This window comes from Ignavibacterium sp. (assembly GCF_025998815.1).
Lineage (GTDB): Bacteria > Bacteroidota > Ignavibacteria > Ignavibacteriales > Ignavibacteriaceae > Ignavibacterium.
The window spans coordinates 935,278-954,531 of record NZ_AP026678.1; the positions used below are offsets into that span (position 1 = coordinate 935,278).

A 19,254-nucleotide genomic window follows, 5' to 3' on the forward strand; every position below is an offset into this window, starting at 1 on the left:
ATAAATGAAAGAGAATCAAAAAAAAATTCGTAATTCATTTATTATTCATAACAATCAAACATTGCCAATTTCATACCATTTATTTTTGAAGGTTATCAAGAAATATTCAAGCTAATGATTTCATTTTTAAGAATTAAATAATGATACTTTTCAACTTTAAGAAAACTTAATACAAGAACTATTTATCAGTTATGATGAAATGATTAACTTTGCGCTGCAATTTTAGAACAAGTTAAAAAGAATAAGCAAGGAAACTTTATGTCTTTGGATTACCTTTATGAAAATATAGTTGTTAAAGAATCGAATGTTCATGGTAATGGTATTTTTACAAATATTCCTATAAAGAAATATCAGCGGATACTTCTGATTGAAGGTGAAGAAATAGATGCAGCAGAATGCATAAGAAGAGAAAACGAAGAGAATAATGTTTATATCTTCTGGAAAGATGATAACACTTATATCGATGCATCATCAACAGAGAAGATTAAGTATATTAATCACAGTTGTAATTGCAATTGTTATATAGATGAAGATGAATCCGGAAATCTTGTACTTATTGCATCAAGAGATATTGAAGCGGGAGAAGAATTAACAATTGATTATGGTTACGAAGAAATTTATGAAGAGTGTTCCTGCAAAAGCTGCGATAATAAACTTGAATCTGCTGCTTGATCAGGTAATAATTTGTGTGTGAAGTGCAATCTCTTCAAGAATTGACGACACTTTAAGGCAGTCTGGCATTGAACCACTGAATACAATTGCCTTACCTTTTACATGAACTTCAAATGATAATGCTCTTGCTTGCTCATAAGTACAGTTTATTGCTTTAATTAACTGAGCAATAACTTCATCGAAAGTGTGCCAGTCATCATTATAAAGCACTACCCGGCTTGCAATATCGTTTATCGAATCTACATCTTCTTCAAAAGTAGGTTTTTGAGTTGGTAACTCTGGCATATCTAAATATGGTTCTTATTGTTCTACACTGCAAAAATATAAAAAAATCCTGAACCGATAGAGGTTTCTAATCAATAGATTTTGTTTGATAAATAATTATTGATCAAAATATTAATTATAAATTCTCTCTTTGTTATATTTTCAACTGAATTGCATTTATAAAGGTGCATCTTTATATTTTTCGCACAAAAAAATAAGTTTTTGAAGGAGGAAAAATGAAAATAGCAGTATGTGTCAGTCAGGTTCCGGACACTGCTACAAGGATAAAAATTGGTTCTGATCACAAATCAATTGATCCAACTGGTGTTACTTATATAATTAATCCTTATGATGAATTTGCAATTGAAGAAGCACTTAAAACTAAAGAGAAAATTGGTGGGGATTCTGTAGTCTATGTTATTTCAGTCGGAGACGATTCAGTTAAAGAAACACTGCGTAAAGCTCTTGCAATGGGTGCTGATGAAGCAATATTACTAAAAAGTTCTGGTTATAAAGACTCAATTGCAATTGCAAAAGCTCTTTCTGAAGAAATAAAATCGCTTGGATGTGAACTTGTTTTCTGTGGAAAGCAGTCAGTAGATTTCGATAGCGGAATTACCGGACAACTTGTAGCTGAGATGCTTGGTTATAATTGTATCTCAGTTGTTGTTGACTTCAAACTCGATGGAAATAAAATTATTGCTGAAAGAGAAATTGAAGGTGGACGCGAAGTAGTGGAAACAGAACTGCCCGCAGTTATTACAGCTCAGAAAGGATTGAATGAACCAAGATATGCTTCGCTGAAAGGTATTATGGCAGCTAAGAAAAAAACTATAGCAGAGAAACCTGCATTCGATTCTGAAGTATTTACAGAAATTCTCGATATGCATCTACCACCATCAAAACAACCGGGAAGAATTCTTGGAACAGACAAATCTGCTGTTCCTGAGTTAGTCAGATTATTAAGAGAAGAAGCAAAAGTAATATAGGAATTATTATGGCAGAAAAAATTTTAGCAGTACTCGAACAAAGAGAAGGAAATCTTAAAAAGGTATCATTTGAAGCGGCTTCCGTAGCACTCAATCTTGCTAATCAACTTGGTTTGCAAGCAGAAGCTGTTGTTGTTGGGAAAGAAATTTCTAACTTAAATGAGTTATCAAAATTTGGAATTAGCAAATTAACCCATCTTAAAAATGAATCATTAGAAAATTATTCTTCATCAGCTTATGCTGAAGCAATTGCTTCTTTTGCTAAAGAAAATGAAGCAAAGATTTTGATATTCCCGAATACAGCAATGGGTGTTGATCTTGCACCGAGAGTTGCAGTTAAGTTGAATTCGGGAATAGTTATGGATTGTATGAAACTTGAAGTAAAGGATAATGAAGTAATTGCTACTAGACCAGTTTATGCTGGCAAAGCTTTAATTGATGTTAAACTTAAAAGTGACATAAAAATATTTACAATCAGACCTAATGTTTTCAAACCACAGGCAGTTGATTCATCAACAGTCCAAATTGAAGAAAAGCAAATTGATAATCCGAACTTGAAAACAAAAGTTACGGCTTTCAAAAAATCCGAAGGTAAACTTGATGTTGCTGAAGCTGATATAATTGTATCCGGTGGCAGAGGAATGAAAGGGCCCGAAAACTTTCATCTTATTGAAGAATTAGCTGAAGTGCTTGGTGCAGCGGTAGGAGCTTCCAGAGCGGTTGTTGATGCCGGATGGAGACCACATCGTGAGCAAGTTGGACAAACTGGTAAAACTGTTTCTCCTTCACTTTATATTGCTTGCGGAATTTCAGGTGCGATTCAACATTTAGCTGGTATGTCTTCTTCAAAATATATCGTAGCAATTAATAAAGATAAAGATGCACCAATTTTTAATGTGGCTGATTATGGAATTGCAGGCGATGTTTTTGAAATTCTTCCTGCATTAACTGAAGAAATAAAAAAATTAAAATCATAGCAGGTATTAAATTGGATAAAGTTCAGTGCGAAATAGTAGGTCTTTCATCCAGTCCATCTACAGGTGGAGCTTATGCAATATTATTGAAAGAGATTGATGGGAACAGACGGCTTCCAATTATCATCGGACATTTCGAAGCTCAGGCAATTGCTTTGGAAATGGAAGGTATAAAACCTCCCCGTCCTTTAACTCATGATTTACTCAAAAGCGTAATTGATAATCTCGGAGGAACAGTCGTTGAAATTGTGATTAGTGAATTAAGAGAAAATACTTTTTATGCAAAGATAGTTCTTGATGTAAGTGGATTGACAAATGAAATAGATGCAAGACCAAGTGATGCTATGGCTTTGGCAGTAAGAACAGATGCCCCGATTTACGTTGCTGAAGCAGTTATGGAAGCAGCTTCATTTATTCCGACTGATGAAGCAGAAACAGATTTAACTGAAAGTTTTGAAGAAGAAAAAAAACCGGGCGAAAGTTTACCCAAATCCAAAGAAGCACAGATTGCAGCTCTTCAGGAAAAGTTGAGAGAAGCACTTGAGAAAGAAGAATATGAAAGAGCTGCAAAACTAAGGGATGATATTAAAAAGTTAACTCAAAGTAATTAGTATCAGCTTGCAAAAACTTTTTTACCTATTTCACACTCTATGCATTGCTGCTTGATGCAAAAATTTCTGAAAAGCTCTATCATTCCCTGATAATATACACTTCTTAATTTTTTATCTGATATATTTAGTACTTCGCTAACTTCATCAACAAGGTGATTACTTTCCTTTTGTGTAAAATGAATGTATAGAGCAAGAACGCGCTCAGCCAATTTCCTTTTATCGAATATCTCAAAGTAAACTGTCAGAATTGGTAAAATAATATTAACAATTGTTTCATCCGCTCTGCCCAATCCAATAAAATACTTGATGTCGGTTCTGACTGGCTTATTAAAATTAAAATGCTTCGCCCAATAATCTTCACCTTTAACAATAAGTAAATCTCTTAGTTTAGAAATCAACTTATAGTTATTCTGAATGCTTGAAACTGCACCTATTATTCTGCTGAATAAATTTTTATTCAGAATTCTGTCCAGTAATCTTGCACCTGCTGCAAGCCGAACAGTCGGAAAGTTCTGTGGTCTGAGTTTAAAGAAGTGCCAGTGTGATTTATTAAAATAAACTCCATCATAACCAGATTTTAATTGCTCCCAATTCTCGTATAAATTTCGAATGTACTCAGTTGTTTCTTCATCTTCGAGTTTATTTAATTCAGGGACTAATCCGCTTATAAAAAACAAAGCACTTTCTGCTTGCGGAATAAAATTTTCCTTTGGTATTCTTCTGAAAAAGTTGATGTCAATCGCGTGACTTAATTTCATCATTATATCTTTATTCTTGGAATAACCTAACGCCTCAAATATTTCTTCGTAAAGAAGTTGTTGCCAAATCTCAGCGTTTTCAAAATCACTCGATGTGAAAGTTCTTTCTTCAATTTCTTTGTGAAAATCATGATTTATTTTGGGTTCACTTATCATTACTTCGTGTAAAACTATTAACTCTTTCAAACGTGCAAGAAATCTATCACATTTTTTTCTGTACCTCTGTAAACCAAGTTCTTTAATGAATTTTAATTTGAGTTCGATTGGAGCTTCATCCGCAACCTCACTGCAAGGCATTTTAATTTCATCTTCACCAATTTTAGAAATTTCTGTTAAGAGTGTTTCGCGTAGTGGTTGAGATAAATATTTACTGAGATTAAGTGTTGGGACATGTCTTCCACTCTGAGTTATTACATAACCAGATGATTGATTATCAGCAATGGTAATATGAAGAATTGTTTTATTGTATCTTTGATTCAGATGATGACCGTGTGAACGCCAGTCGGAATGAAAAGTATCGATTTCAACATCACCGGTGAAAGTAATATTTCCAATTCTAATTCTTGCATTATGAAAATCTGGTCCAGCTTTATCACTATTCTTTGAGCCAGGGTCGATAACTTCTATTTCAGTTCCGTCAGAAGTTTTCAGAACCTCACTAAATTGTTTTTCCTCCCAAATCTTATAAATAAGTTGCTCGGGAATTCTGGAATATTTTTTCACGGGAACCTCGCTTAAATTAAGCTTGGATAAAACTCTGATTCAAAAATAAATGAAATTTATTTATCAAACAGTATTTATTATTAAGAAAAAATTTGTTTGGCTATTTCATTTAATCGTTGAATTTCTTTTTCAGCAAGTTGACCGAAATCTTTTTCAGATGACAAATAGATAATCCCTCTGCTGATATTCACAATAAAATTTTTTCTGTTCTGACCGTGAAAAACTTTTAATACATCCTCAAAACTTCCTCCCTGTGCTCCAACTCCCGGAAGAAGAACACTCAAATCGGAAAATGAATTGATATTAGTTTTGAGTTCATCCAAATTAGTAGCGCCAAAGACGATTCCGCAGTTTTTATCAATATTCCAATCAGTAGTTAAACTTATTATTCTTTGGTAAAGAAATGTTCCATCTTTAAGAATTTGTTTTTCAAAATCAATAGAGCCCGGATTAGAAGTTAAGGCAAGAATAAAATTCAATTTATCTTTATAGTTGAGGAAAGGTTGAAGTGAATCCTTTCCCATATATGGATGAAGCGTAATAGCATCAAATCCAAAGTGCTCAAATACAGACTTCGCATACATTTCAGAAGTGTTTCCAATATCGCCGCGCTTTGCATCAGCAATTGTTAAAATATCATCTGGAATAAATTCCAAGGTCTTTTCAATAATCTCAAATCCTTTTTGCCCGAGTGCTTCATAAAAAGCAAAATTAATTTTATAAGCAGCTGCAAATTCTTTTGTGGCTTCTACAATATTTCTGTTGAATTCAAAAATTGGTTCTGTTTCAGAAAGTAAATATTGCGGAATTTTAGTCAGGTCTGAATCTAATCCAACACAAACAAATTTTAATTCATCATTTTTAAGCAATAACTTTTCTAAAGCTTTCATATATTAAGCATAGTTTTTTCTTGTTCGATAAATATTCAGAACAATTCCGAGCATAAACATATTTAGCAGGAATGAACTACCACCGTAACTTACAAATGGTAATGGCACTCCAATAATTGGAAGAATTCCGATAACCATTCCAACATTGATGAGAAAGTGTGTAAAGTAAACACCAAATATTCCTATTATAACCAAACTTAAAAATTCATCTTTTGTTGACGAAGCAATATTTAAAAGTCTGAGAAAGATTATTAGAAATAGAGATAGAACAAGCATAGCACCGATAAATCCAAACTCTTCACCAATTGCACAGTAAATAAAATCAGTCCATTGCTCAGGGATATATTGCAGCTGAGTTTGATTTCCCTGCAAATAACCTTTACCAAAAATTCCCCCACTTCCTATTGCAACCATTGCCTGTATTGAATTGTAACCTGAACCTAAAGGGTCGCTCATCGGATCAATAAATGATTTTATTCTTGCTTGCTGATGTGGACTTAAAGCATTATATAAATTATCCGTGAAAAATCCTGCTGCAAGATTTATCGCGAACACAGAGCCATTAAAAAACAAATCTCTCTTAAAGAAAAATAAAACTACCAATACAATGATAAGTGATGCTATAAATGGAATAGATCCGAATAGAGATGCAACTGCAACAAATCCGGGCGAAAGAACAACAAATAAACCAAGTAAGCTTATTCCCTTCCAGAAAAGAACAATTAAGATGAATGAGAAAAATATAATTGATGTTCCCATATCAGGTTCAAGCAAAATCAAACCAATTGGAACAAATCCGATTGCCAATGCAATAAGAATATCTTTGAAGGAATCAATATTGTTATTTAATCTGGTCAGAAAATTGGCAAGCAAAAGTATAGTTCCGATTTTAGCAAATTCGGATGGTTGAAACCCAAATGAACCAAGCCCAAGCCAGCTTTTTGCACCTGAAACTTTTTTGCCGATAACAAGCACAACTACTAAGAATAACAATGAGAGAAGATATGTCGGGATTGAAATAAATTTTATTGTATTTGTTGGTAATGCATATGTTATAAAAAATCCAATATAACCAAGAACAGTAAATAATAATTGCTTTTCAAAATTTCCTGCTGCCTGTGGGTTGTTTAATGTAGCACTATAAATTGCAGCAAGTCCAATGATGTTAAGGATTAAAACCGGAATAAAAATTTTAAAGTCAAACTTATCAGATATTTTATAATCAATCCTCAATTTGTGCTCCTGCAATTACAGGTTGTTCAACCTTTTGTTTCTGATTTTTCAATTTATCTTTCAACAAATAAGCATCCATCATTTTTTTGGCAATAGGTGCTGCATGAGTACCGCCAAAACCAACATTTTCAACAACCACAGCAACTGCAATTTTAGGATTTTCAGATGGAGCGAAACCAATAAAAAATGCGTGATCCTTTCCGTGAGGATTTTGTGCTGTTCCGGTTTTACCTGATATGTGATAATCCGGATTTCTTAAATGTGTCGCAGTTCCTGAACCTTGAACTACTAAAAACATTCCCTGTTTAACGATATCAAAAACTTCTTTTTTAATTTTCAAATTAATTTCATCAAACCTGAACGGAACTATTTCGCCGGTCTTGTTATCAAGGTAACCTTTTACAATATGTGGTGCAAAAGACTTTCCATCATTTGCTATCAAAGCAACATACTTTGCGAGCTGAAGCGGAGTTACACTTACTTCGCCCTGACCAATTCCTAAACTTGCCATTATGCTTCTTGGCCAGTTATCGCCATAGAGTTTTTTATAATAAGATTCATCAGGTATAAAACCGGCAGCTTCTTCACCTATATCAATTCCGGTTTTCTGATTGAATCCAAATTTTGCTGCGTACTCTTTCCATTTTTCGAGACCAATTTTGTAAATCAAATTATAGAAAAAAGTATTACAAGATTTTTCAATTGCGTGCACAACATTAACTGATCCGTGCGAGCCATGACATTTAAAGAACCTTCCAAAGGTAAACCCACCACCGCAATAAATTGTTGTATTCACATCAATTAAACCTAAATCAAGTGCGGCGATAGCTGCAAGTACTTTGAAAGTTGATCCTGGTGGCTTTAATGACATAGTAGCACGATTGAACAAAGGTTTATCCGGATCTGAATAAAGTTCCTGTAAAAAATCTTTGGAAGTGATATATGAAAATTGATTCAAATCATATTCCGGAGCACTTACTAAAGCAAGTATTTCTCCGGTTGAAGGTTCAATTGCAACTACAGCACCTCTTTTTCCTCTTAATTCTTCTTCAGCAACTTTCTGAACATCTCCATCAATAGATAAAACTAAATCGCGACCTTTTATTGATTCTTTATCATTTGCCCCATCTTTATATCTGCCAATTTCTCTTCTTCTTGAATCAACTAATACATAGTGAAAACCTTTTTCACCTCTTAAATCTTTTTCATATTGTTTTTCAATTCCATTATGTCCGACATAATCACCGGGACGATAATAATCTTTTTCTTTTTCCAATTGCTGTGAAGAAATTTCTTTCGTGTATCCGAAGAGATGAGAACCCATCACACCATAAGGATAACCTCTTTGCATCTCAACAATGTAATCAACACCAGGAAGAAACTCTGAATTTTCCTCAAGCCAGGAAACCACACTGAAATCAATTCCTCTTCTTATTCTGATTGGAATGTACTTGGAATAAATTTGATTTCTTTTCAGTATGCTGGCAACATATCCCGAATTAACTCCAAGAACTTTATCGAGTACTTTATTCAGACTTGTGTCATAATCAGCAGGAGTAATACGAAGAGTGTAGGCAGGGATATTATCAACAAGAACATTCATATTCCTGTCATAAAATACACCGCGCAAAGGAATCTGCTCAATTGGTTTAATGCTATTGCCAGCGGATTTTTCATCATAAGCTTCGTGATTAATTATTTGCATCTGGAATAAACGCACAGAGAATACAGCAAATATCAAAATGATGATACTGTATAAAATTGTTTTTCTGTTTACTGATGCAAAGTTTACTGCGTTCATAAAATTCTTTTTTTCGGAACAAAAATTATTATAATCATGCTTAATAAAGCAGTATAAAAAGCTGGTAGAAAAGCATTCTGAAAGAATATCATTAAAATATTTGATGATATATCAAAAGCAGAGAAAAATGAATAAATAATCTGATCAACCAACGCAGCTAAAAATACAATCAATCCGAAATTGAAAAACATCAAGTAAATATCAACTTTGTTTTCTGAAGAGAAATAGCCTGCAACAAAACCTGCTACAGTTTTAGCAATCATAGTGCTTCCAAGTAAACTGCCTGTAACTAAATCAAAGAATAATCCATAAATAAATCCTAAAACTGTTCCGTAAATCTGTCCTTCGGTTATAGAGTAATAAACAAGCAGAATTAAAATTAAATCAGGAACAACTTCACCAATTGAAACAAGTGGAACAACAGTCGTTTGAATTATTAAAACGGGAATGAAAATTAATATTGATATGATATAGTTAAACTTCATTGAAACTTTTTCAAAAAATTTAATTCGAGACTATCAATTTCTTTGCTCGCAACTGTTTTTAATACAAATACATTTTCAACTTTTGAGAAATCAACAAATGGGATGACTTTTATTTCATTAAATATTCCTGTTTCAACATTATTACTACCAGCAGCAACGCCAACCGGAATTGGAAATGGTACAAGCGAGCTTAACTCAGAAGTAACTATTCTATCACCTTTTTTTATCTGATAGGTTTTTGGAACATTGATGATAACAAGATTTTCTCCATTCCATTTCATTAAACCATTTTCTCTAGTTCTTTCATCTTTAACAGTAATTTTCAAATCAACATTTTGTAATGTTCTTGCAATTGAATAGTTACCTGAAACTGAATAAATAATTCCAACCAATCCTTTATCAGTTAGAACAGGCATGCCAACTTTAACTGAATCGGAGTTTCCGACATTCAATGTAATTGTTCCCTGTACTCTGGATAAAGATTTTGATACTACACTAGCTGGAATCAAAGGATAACCGGATGTATCTTTCAGAGTGACTAAACCTTTAAGCTCTTCATTTATTATTGCTGCTTCTCTTAGTTTACTTAACTGAAGCATCAGTTTTGCATTAGTTTCCCGCAACTGTTCATTTTCTTTTTTTAAGCTTTTAATATTCACAACATCTGAAACAACTGATGTAACAGTTGCAAATGTTCCGAATGAGATGGCTCTTACTCTTTGGACTGCAGGAGAATGGTTTTGTGAGATAATGAATAAACTTAAGATAACAAGAACTGTTAGAATGATATATTCTTTGAAGTTATACCAAACCGAATTTAGAAATCTTATCATTAATATCTTCTGTTGCGAATAAGAACTTTCGAATACTGATTCATATTTTCAATAACTTTACCTGCACCTCGGGCAACGGCTGTAAGAGGATCTTCTGCAACATGCACAGGAAGATTAGTTTCCATTCTGATTCTTTCATCAAGTCCTTTTAACAATGCTCCACCGCCTGTGAGCATTACTCCCCGGTCAAGAATATCAGCAGAAAGTTCGGGTGGAGTTCTTTCTAATGTTTGTCTTACAGCATCAACAATTTGAACAACTGCTTCGTTAAGTGCTTCACGGATTTCTACTGAACTGACTTCAGTGGTTTTAGGAACTCCTCCGACAAGGTCTCTACCTTTAACCTGAATTGTAATTTCTTCTTTTAACGGAACTGCAGAACCAACTTCGCATTTAATCGCTTCGGCAGTTCTTTCTCCAATCAATATGTTGTGATTTTTTTTGAAGAACTGCATAATTGCGTAATTCATTTCATCGCCAGCAATTCTTATTGATTCTTCATTAACAATTCCTGATAATGCAATAACCGCAATTTCAGTTGTGCCACCACCAATATCAATAATCATATTTCCAACAGGAGCTTCGACATCTATTCCAATTCCAATTGCAGCAGCCATTGGTTCAGCAATCAGATGAACTTCTTTTGCACCAGCGTGCTCGGCTGAATCTCTTACAGCTCTTTTTTCAACTTCAGTAACACCGCTTGGCACAGCAACAACGACTCTTCTGCTTCCCATAGCTCCGGAGCCACGAACCTTCTTTATAAAAGCTCTTATCATTCCTTCAGCAATTTCAAAATCGGCAATTACTCCATCACGCATCGGTCTTGTAACTTTAATTTCTTTGTGTTCTCTTCCCTGCATTTCCTTGGCTTTATTGCCAAGAGCTATAATTCGTTTTGTGTTTTTATCAAATGCAACGATTGATGGTTCGTTTAAAACAATTCCTTTACCCTTTACATAGATAAGAGTATTGGCAGTTCCTAAATCAATTGCTATATCATTTGAAAAAAAATCAAATATTCCCATAAGTCCTCTTAGTGTTTAAAGTGTCTGATACCAGTAAATACCATTGTAATATTATTTTGATTTGCAGCCTCAATAACTTCCTGATCTCTTACAGAGCCACCTGGTTGAATAACTGCAGTTGCTCCACATTTTATAATTTCAAGCAACCCATCAGCAAATGGAAAAAATGCATCTGATGCAGCAACCGAGTTTGTCAAATCAAGTCCGTGTTCTTTAGCTTTCATATAAGCAATTTTAGCTGAATCAAGTCTGGACATTTGTCCCGCGCCAACTCCAAGCGTAGCTTTATCTTTTGCAAAAACAATTGCATTTGACTTTGTATGTTTAGCAACAATCCATGCAAAAGTCAAATCTTCAAGTTCTTTTTCAGTTGGTTTCCTGTTGGTTACAATTTGGAGCTCATCTTTATTCAAAGTGACCAAATCTTTATCCTGAACAAGAATACCTCCCGGAATACTTCTCGCAGATAATCCCGGCTCATTTATTTTTTTCAACTTTCTTACAAGTCTTCTGTCTTTTTTCTTTTTAAGAATAGCTAATGCTTCATCACTAAATGAAGGTGCACAAATTATTTCAAGAAAAATTTCATTTAACTTTTCTGCTGTCTTCTCATCAACTTCATCATTAAACGCGACTATTCCACCAAAGGCAGAAACAGGGTCACATTTTAATGCTTTCAGATAAGCATCAAGCGGAAATGCACCAATAGCGGCTCCGGCAGCATTATTATGTTTGATTATCGCGCAAGCATTATCACCAAGTTCTTCACAGAGTTCTACTGCAGCAACCAAATCTAAAATATTATTGTACGAAATTTCTTTCCCATGAAAAACTTCAAAGTACTCATCAAAATTTCCAAATACTTTTGCTGACTGATGAGGATTTTCACCGTAACGTAATTTTCGGTTTAGTTTTTCATTTATTCTTATATGAGATTTCTCCAAATCAAATCTTTGCTCAAGATAATTTGCTATATGAGTGTCATAATTTGACGTGTATGAAAACGCCGCAACGGCAAGCTGCTCTTTGGTTTTATCAGAAATGTTTCCTTTTTCAAGTTCAGAAATGAAATTTTTATATTGTTCTGGACTTGTAAGAATCGAAACATATTTGTAATTCTTAGCAGCGGCACGAACTAAGCTAGGTCCACCGATATCAATATTTTCAATAACATCATCGAGAGAAACATTTTCTTTTTTAATGGTCTGTACGAAAGGATAAAGATTCACGCATACGATATCAATCGGAAGTATTGAATTTTCATTCGCCTGATTTTTATCCTCAGGATTGTCTCTTCTGAAAAGAATTCCTCCAAAAACTTTCGGATGAAGTGTTTTAACTCTGCCTTCAAAAATCTCCGGGAAACCTGTTAAATCACTTACTTCTGTAACAGGGACAGAGTTTTGAGTTAATAGTTTGGCAGTATTTCCGGTTGCTAAAATTTCATAATCAAACTTTAGAAGTGATTTTGCGAAATCAACGATTCCTGTTTTGTCCGAAACACTTATAAGAGCAAACTTTTTCAATTTATTCGACCTAAGATTTAATTACTACTCTGTTATCTTCAATTTTAATTTTATTTTCCGCAAAAGCTTTTATTACTTCGGGCAATAATTGATGTTCAATTTTCAAAACTCGTTCAGCAATTTCTTCAGGCGACTTAACATCTGAAATATCAACACATCTTTGAGCAATTATTTTTCCTCTGTCATATTCAGGATCAACAAAATGAACAGTTGCTCCGCTAACCTTTGCAGAAGAATTAAATACAGCATTATGAACATTCATTCCATACATTCCTTTTCCACCAAAAGATGGAAGGAGTGCCGGATGGATATTGATAATACGATTTTCAAAATGTTTAACTACATCCAATGGTATCAGTTTCAGGTAACCGGCTAAAACAATCAAATCCAAATTATAACTCTTAAGCACACTCAATAAATCAGCAGTGTCAATTTTATTTTCACCTTTTCCAATTACTTTCGTTTCTATTCCAAAACTTTTAGCAATCTCAAAAGCTGCACAATCTGATTTATCACTGAAAACTGCAATAACTTTAATTAGGTTTGCTAAATCAGTGTGAGTTAAAATTGCTTTGAGATTCGAACCTCTGCCGGAAACAAAAACAGCTACTCTTAGCACAAAAAATACCTTAATTTGAGGCGAAAATTATACAATCAGGCGCTCATTTTCAATTTAATGCCTGATTTTAATCAGATTGTTTATTGATTTTTCTTAAGAGCGAATAAGCTTTGTTTTTTATCGTAGTCCTGAAGTCAAAATCATCAATACTTTCAATCTTTTTCAAATAATATAATGCTTCTGTTTCCCGTTTGAGATTTGAAAGTGAAACAGCAGCACGATAATATGCTTCGGCGGCAATAGTATTTTCTTTATCACCATTAAACTTCAAGCAAAGAAGTGCATTTTCCAGAGCATCATCATAATTCTTTTTTATTAGTTGTAATTCACTCAATAACAGATATAATTCAGCTTTAAGATTAGTTGATGTTCCTTGTTCTGAAAGAGTTTTTGTAAGAAGTTCTTCTGCATCTTTGTACATTTTAAGTTTCAAAAGATTCTTTAAATGCTGAATGGTTTTAAAGTCTTCAGTGATTGGTTTCTGAACAAAAATTTTCCCTAACCTCTCCGCATAAATGTCTTCATCAATATCTTTATTCCCTTCATCAGATTTTTCGTAAAATTTAATCGCTTGTTTTCTGTTGCCAAGTAGCTCAAAACAAATTCCGGTTCTTAGATTTGCAAATCCAACATAATCATTATTCACACGATTATCTCTGAATAAATTGTAGTGAACTATAGCGGAATCATACTGTTCTTTTGTAAAGAAAATATTAGCAAGTAATAAATGAGAATTTGAAGTTATAAAGGGGAATAAACTGTCATTCGATGAGATGATATTTCGAAGTATCTTTTCAGAGGCTAGTTAAATCATTCAATTCATATTTAATTGAAGCAAGTGAATAATTGAATAAAAGATTTTTCGGATAAGATTTAACAAGCTTTGTAAGAATTTTTTCAGCTTCGGGATAATCAATTATCGTACGCGAATAAATTTGTGAAAGATAAAATTGAGCATCAGTTTTTAGTACATTACCTTTTTCCGCTACTAATTGAATATAACTTAAACCTAATTCTTTATCAGAGTTGAAACCAACCAGGTTCGCAGCCCATTTTAATGCGGCAGGAATCTCTGCGAAAGCAAAGTTTGATAATCCAAGTCCAAGATAAGCGTCATAAAAATCAGGGTTTATTTTAATAGCTTCTTCGAGTCTGTTTCTCATACTCGTTGTTGATACTAAAGCACTTGCAAAATCATTGTTGCGAGCAGAAACAACAGAGTTATTGTAATCAATCATTCCAAGCCAGAATAATTTTTTAATTTTATCTGCTTCTTTATCATCATCAAGTTGCTCTAAAATCGTTGCAGCTTTCTTAGAATAAAAATTGAAGCTGTCGATAAATGCTTCATTTAATGTCCCGAGGAAAAACCATGAATTCATAACCGATTTGTAGTAAAAACCACGATGGTCATTCGGGTACTTTTTCGAGAACAAGTCTAATTCATCAGATGCTTTTGAAAAATTGAAGTTATAAAATTTTGAGACTGCTGATTGAATCTGTTTGTCTGCAGTCTGAGAATTTAAAGAGATTGAAAAGATAATAATTAAAGCAATTACCAGATTTTTTTTCATCAGATATTATTGTCCGTTCTCTTTAGCTTTAGAGAAATTCAATGAAGCTTTAACAAATTCTCTGAATAGCGGATGAGCATTTGTTGCTCTTGATTTAAGTTCAGGATGAAATTGACAAGCAAGGAACCAGGGATGATTTGGTAATTCTATTATCTCGACTAATTCTTTATCCGGAGATAAACCACTTAATATCATTCCATGTTCAGTAAGCACAGATCTGAATTTATTATTTACCTCATAACGATGTCGGTGGCGCTCCGAAATGTATGCTGTTTTATATGCTTCAAATGCATTTGTTTTTTCTTTAACAACACAAGGATAAGCACCAAGCCGCATTGTTGCGCCCATATTTTTAATATTCTTTTGTTCAGGCATCAAATCAATAACAGCATATTTTGTATTCTTAAATTCAGAACTGTGAGCATTCTTGATTCCACACACATTTCTTGCAAATTCGATTACAGCACATTGTAAACCAAGACAAATTCCGAAGAAAGGAATTTTATTTTCTCGTGCATATTGAACTGCTTTTATTTTCCCTTCAATTCCTCTTTCACCAAATCCACCTGGCACCAGGATTCCACTTACATTTGAAAATAATTTTTCCGGTTCTTCTGCTTCAACTTGCTCAGCACTGATTGGTTTTACAACTACTTTACAATTATTTTCAGCACCAGCATGAACAAAAGATTCCATAATACTTTTGTATGCATCAAGATGCTCTGTGTATTTTCCTACCAAAGCAATTTCAACTTTTTCATCAGGATTTTTTATACTCTCGACAAAATTCTCCCATTCCTCGAGTTTTATTTTTCTATCCGGCAAATGCAGTCTGTTCATTACAATCTGATCAAACTTTTCTTTATATAAAACCAAAGGAACTTCATAAATTGAAGAACAGTCATAAGCAGAGATAACAGCATTGGAATTTATATTGCAGAAAAGAGCAATCTTTTCTCTAATGTCTCTTGAAAGTTTTTTCTCCGACCTGCAAATCAAAACATCAGGTTGTATCCCGAGTTCGAGAAGATTTTTTACACTGTGCTGTGTTGGTTTGGTTTTTACTTCGCCCGCAGATGCAATGTAAGGAACAAGAGTAACATGAATACTCATTGTGTTTGCTCTTCCAAACTGCAACATTAACTGACGCATTGCCTCAATAAAAGGAAGAGATTCAATATCACCAACTGTTCCACCAATTTCAGTTATAATCACATCATATTCACCAAGTTCACTAAGCTTCAGCATTCTCTGTTTAATTTCATCAGTTATATGAGGAATTACCTGAACTGTTGCCCCAAGAAAATCTCCTCTTCTTTCTTTGGTGATAACTTCATTGTAAACCTGACCGGTAGTTGTGTTATTAGCTCGGGTCATATTCACATCGAGAAAACGTTCATAATGTCCTAAATCCAGATCTGTCTCAGCGCCGTCATCAGTCACATAAACTTCGCCATGCTGAAATGGACTCATAGTTCCTGGATCAACATTGATGTAAGGATCAAACTTTTGAATTGTAACTCTGAATCCGCGTTGTTTAAGAAGAAGTCCGAGTGAAGAGGCAGTAATTCCTTTTCCTAATGAGGAAACAACTCCGCCTGTTACAAAGATAAATTTAACTTTTTTTCGTGGTGACATTCTGATTTTTTTTGCTTTCAAATATAGATTAACAGAGCTTGATTATCAATTAAATGTTTGATTATTATGAATTTACTTTGACGATTACCATTGTCATATCATCATATTGATGAGTTTTACCAATAAATTTTTTCACTTCGGCCAATAAAATTTCCCGAATCTTCTCAGCTGATTCATAAGAATATTGTTCTAATATTTTTTGAATTCTATCCAATCCAAACTCTTCACCTTTACTGTTAATTGCTTCCGTAAATCCGTCAGTATAAAAAACAAAAGTATTTCCCTTTTCAAGTTGAATTATCTCTTCAGAAATAACCTGACGAAAGATTATCCCTTTTTCAAGTCCAAGTGCTAAACCTTTTGGAGTAATCAGATTTATTTTTCCCGAGTTATGATTTATCAACACCGGATTGTGTCCGGCTCTTGCAATTTTAATTACTCTTTTTTCCAAATCAAGTATTGCATAAATCATACTAATGAATCTTCCTCGTTCAACATTTTCATAAAACAGTTCATTCATCTTTGAAAGAATATCCGCCGGCGAATCGGACTCTTTTGCAATAGCTTTGATAAATCCTTTTGCAAGTGTCATATAGAATGCTGCCTGAGTTCCTTTCCCTGATACATCGCCTATTATGATACCGATTTTATTTTCACTTAATTTAATGAAATCATAATAATCTCCGCCCACTTCAAACGCAGGAATACAAACCGAGGCAATCTGAACACCATTCAAAACCGGATCTTTTTTAGGAAGAAAACTCATTTGAACAATTCGTGCTACCTCCAGTTCTTTTTTCATTCGCTGTCGCTCAGTGATGTTTTCAAGAAACTTTGGAGCTAAAGAATTTACATCAACTGATTTATCTTTTGTCAGAATAAAGACAAAACCAATTATGATTGAAATTGCTGAAAGCAAAATTGTTAAAGTCCAGTAATGCGTGAAAGATTCATTTCCAATAAAACTAAAATCAGCCGCACGCAGAAAAAAATTAAAGAGTATAAATGAAATACTCGTAGTCAGTAAATCAAATTCATAAAAAAGAATGGATAGAATTATACCAATAGCAAAGCTGACAATCAGACTTGCATAAATTGGTTCAATAAAAAGATATATAAGCAATGCAAACAAAATCGAGTTGACAGAAATGAAACCAATTCTTTCATTAAAATATCTTACTACTGAACCCGATATAAAAAACAGTAGTGGAATAATCAGTAAAAGATTTGAACTAATACTGCTTGAGAATAAATAGAATAAAGGATAATCAGAATTAATATGTTTTACGGTTTGAAAATTCTTTGAAGTAAAGTTCAGATAGAAGTAATTTGATTCAAATTTAATTAGTATCAGATAAATCGCTGTTAAAAATAATCCTGCAGCAACTGACACTGATAGTGTTCTCCCAATTATGCTATGATTTAAATATTTGTGCCGGATTAAATCAAAGGAAGAAAACTTTTCGTTCCAGATTTCTCTTAAATAGGTTTCTCCAACTGCCCAGAGAGCAACTGCTGAGAGAAAAATAAAAATTCCTGCTATGATAATCCCAAGCATAATATTCCAGTGGAAATCAAAGCTTAATTCAAGAATTTGAGCAAGCGCAAAAAAGAATGTGTAGATAAATGCGAATATGATTGCATTTTTATAACCAATCTCATAAGCTTTAATTCTTTTCAGTCCAATGACAATGACCATTATCAGTACAAATAATAACAAAAATATGGTTGTCACTATTTCATAAATATCAGGGTCAGAATTTGAGTATTCATCTGGCACAGGAAGTATTAATTCAAACGATTTTAATTTATCGCCAATAATACTTGCCTTCAGATAAATTAACTGACCGGAATCATCGTAACCTTTCCATACAAAATTGTAATCTTTTCTGTTAAGCTTTTGGATTAACTCTATTTTGTCCAGCGTAAATAAGTAAGACCCGAAATTTATTTTTTGTGAATCATTTGTGAATGAGATGTAATCAGCAAGTGATGATATTTGTCTTTCAAGAAATGATTTTGCAGAATCTTCACTGAAATAATTTGTAATCTTTGTTTCATTAAAGACTTCGGAGATAGCAATTAATTTACCTTCCTGAGAAATTTTTAATTCAAGCACTGTGCTGGTTTCAATATTTTGATTTTTATCCGAAGTGATAAGGAGATTAGTATCATTAACCGATAAAACTTTTAATAGCCAGAAATAAGATAAGTTTTGCTCTCTTATTTTTCTGTTGGCAGAATCAATTCTGTTTGTACTTCTTAGCCATCTTAAAATTGCGGGATTAGATTCAAGTGATAGATTTCGTTTTTCATCCTTCAGTTCAGGTCTGTAAGATTTAACTATTTTATTACCAATTTCAGAAATTTCATCTTTACTTAACTTTAACTTCAATCCGCCATCAGGATGGTAATCTGGTGTCAGATAATTTATTGTCAGAAGTGAAACTATGAATACTGATATTATAAGAATTATAATTTTTATATTGCTGAGCGACATGATGATTTTAACGACTTACATTTTTCACTAAATAATCAAAAGAAAAATCATAAATTTGCAAGCAATAACAAAATAAATTTTACTTCAATAGAATTATCATTTGATAGTCTTCACAAAAAAATATTTTTTCTTATTT

The 19,254-nt window shown here is 33.2% G+C and carries 18 protein-coding genes; 4 read left to right on the forward strand and 14 right to left on the reverse strand.

What is annotated here, in order from left to right; translation table 11 throughout:
* The first annotated feature begins 258 nt into the window (after window positions 1-258).
* A complete protein-coding gene (locus tag Q0X14_RS03955) occupies window positions 259-672 on the forward strand; it encodes an SET domain-containing protein-lysine N-methyltransferase (RefSeq protein WP_297842717.1) in 414 nt (137 codons plus the stop codon).
* Here Q0X14_RS03955 and Q0X14_RS03960 read toward each other — a convergent pair whose 3' ends face one another.
* Window positions 673-957, reverse strand: coding sequence for an ATP-dependent Clp protease adaptor ClpS (locus Q0X14_RS03960; RefSeq protein WP_297842720.1), 285 nt, complete (start codon window positions 955-957; stop codon window positions 673-675).
* Between the two features lie 215 nt (window positions 958-1,172).
* On the opposite strand from Q0X14_RS03960, the gene Q0X14_RS03965 reads away from it, so the two are divergent.
* From Q0X14_RS03965 to Q0X14_RS03975, 3 genes are read left to right on the forward strand one after another with little or no spacing between them, the layout of a single operon-like run.
* The gene (locus tag Q0X14_RS03965) at window positions 1,173-1,925 is read left to right on the forward strand and encodes an electron transfer flavoprotein subunit beta/FixA family protein (RefSeq protein ID WP_297842722.1); all 753 of its coding nucleotides are present in this window, start codon (window positions 1,173-1,175) and stop codon (window positions 1,923-1,925) included.
* Window positions 1,926-1,933: 8 nt separating this feature from the next.
* Window positions 1,934-2,902, forward strand: coding sequence for an electron transfer flavoprotein subunit alpha/FixB family protein (locus Q0X14_RS03970; RefSeq protein ID WP_297842724.1), 969 nt, complete (start codon window positions 1,934-1,936; stop codon window positions 2,900-2,902).
* Between the two features lie 11 nt (window positions 2,903-2,913).
* Window positions 2,914-3,510 (forward strand): bifunctional nuclease domain-containing protein, encoded by a 597-nt coding sequence (locus Q0X14_RS03975; RefSeq protein WP_297842729.1) that lies wholly within the window; start codon window positions 2,914-2,916, stop codon window positions 3,508-3,510.
* A gap of 2 nt (window positions 3,511-3,512) precedes the next feature.
* Here Q0X14_RS03975 and Q0X14_RS03980 read toward each other — a convergent pair whose 3' ends face one another.
* From Q0X14_RS03980 to Q0X14_RS04040, 13 genes are all read right to left on the reverse strand, one after another.
* Window positions 3,513-4,991 carry a DUF2851 family protein gene (locus tag Q0X14_RS03980; protein WP_297842732.1) on the reverse strand — a complete coding sequence of 493 codons (1,479 nt, stop codon included), beginning with the start codon at window positions 4,989-4,991 and terminating at the stop codon, window positions 3,513-3,515.
* 80 nt (window positions 4,992-5,071) lie between these two features.
* Window positions 5,072-5,881: an orotidine-5'-phosphate decarboxylase gene (gene pyrF, locus Q0X14_RS03985; protein WP_297842734.1), complete on the reverse strand. Its 810-nt coding sequence runs from the start codon at window positions 5,879-5,881 to the stop codon at window positions 5,072-5,074.
* A gap of 3 nt (window positions 5,882-5,884) precedes the next feature.
* Window positions 5,885-7,114, reverse strand: a complete 1,230-nt coding sequence (rodA, locus tag Q0X14_RS03990; protein WP_297842736.1) for a rod shape-determining protein RodA — start codon at window positions 7,112-7,114, stop codon at window positions 5,885-5,887.
* Window positions 7,104-8,915, reverse strand: coding sequence for a penicillin-binding protein 2 (gene mrdA / locus Q0X14_RS03995; RefSeq protein WP_297842739.1), 1,812 nt, complete (start codon window positions 8,913-8,915; stop codon window positions 7,104-7,106). The genes rodA and mrdA overlap by 11 nt, the downstream gene beginning before the upstream one ends.
* A complete protein-coding gene (gene mreD, locus Q0X14_RS04000; RefSeq protein WP_297842740.1) occupies window positions 8,912-9,400 on the reverse strand; it encodes a rod shape-determining protein MreD in 489 nt (162 codons plus the stop codon). The genes mrdA and mreD overlap by 4 nt, the downstream gene beginning before the upstream one ends.
* Window positions 9,397-10,233 carry a rod shape-determining protein MreC gene (gene mreC / locus Q0X14_RS04005; protein ID WP_297842741.1) on the reverse strand — a complete coding sequence of 279 codons (837 nt, stop codon included), beginning with the start codon at window positions 10,231-10,233 and terminating at the stop codon, window positions 9,397-9,399. Before mreC ends, mreD begins: the two co-directional genes overlap by 4 nt.
* Window positions 10,233-11,261, reverse strand: a complete 1,029-nt coding sequence (locus tag Q0X14_RS04010; RefSeq protein WP_014560707.1) for a rod shape-determining protein — start codon at window positions 11,259-11,261, stop codon at window positions 10,233-10,235. The genes mreC and Q0X14_RS04010 overlap by 1 nt, the downstream gene beginning before the upstream one ends.
* An 8-nt stretch (window positions 11,262-11,269) precedes the next feature.
* Complete coding sequence (gene purH, locus Q0X14_RS04015; RefSeq protein ID WP_297842746.1) at window positions 11,270-12,787, reverse strand: bifunctional phosphoribosylaminoimidazolecarboxamide formyltransferase/IMP cyclohydrolase; 1,518 nt, start codon at window positions 12,785-12,787, stop codon at window positions 11,270-11,272.
* A gap of 10 nt (window positions 12,788-12,797) precedes the next feature.
* Entirely contained in the window at window positions 12,798-13,406 is a 609-nt protein-coding gene (gene purN / locus Q0X14_RS04020; protein WP_297842749.1) for a phosphoribosylglycinamide formyltransferase, read from the reverse strand.
* A 67-nt stretch (window positions 13,407-13,473) separates the two neighbouring features.
* Entirely contained in the window at window positions 13,474-14,052 is a 579-nt protein-coding gene (locus Q0X14_RS04025) for a hypothetical protein (protein ID WP_297842752.1), read from the reverse strand.
* 148 nt (window positions 14,053-14,200) lie between these two features.
* Window positions 14,201-14,980: a hypothetical protein gene (locus Q0X14_RS04030; protein ID WP_297842755.1), complete on the reverse strand. Its 780-nt coding sequence runs from the start codon at window positions 14,978-14,980 to the stop codon at window positions 14,201-14,203.
* Between the two features lie 6 nt (window positions 14,981-14,986).
* Window positions 14,987-16,618 (reverse strand): CTP synthase, encoded by a 1,632-nt coding sequence (locus tag Q0X14_RS04035; protein WP_297842758.1) that lies wholly within the window; start codon window positions 16,616-16,618, stop codon window positions 14,987-14,989.
* A gap of 64 nt (window positions 16,619-16,682) precedes the next feature.
* A complete protein-coding gene (locus Q0X14_RS04040; protein ID WP_297842760.1) occupies window positions 16,683-19,118 on the reverse strand; it encodes a PP2C family protein-serine/threonine phosphatase in 2,436 nt (811 codons plus the stop codon).
* Window positions 19,119-19,254 lie beyond the last annotated feature (136 nt).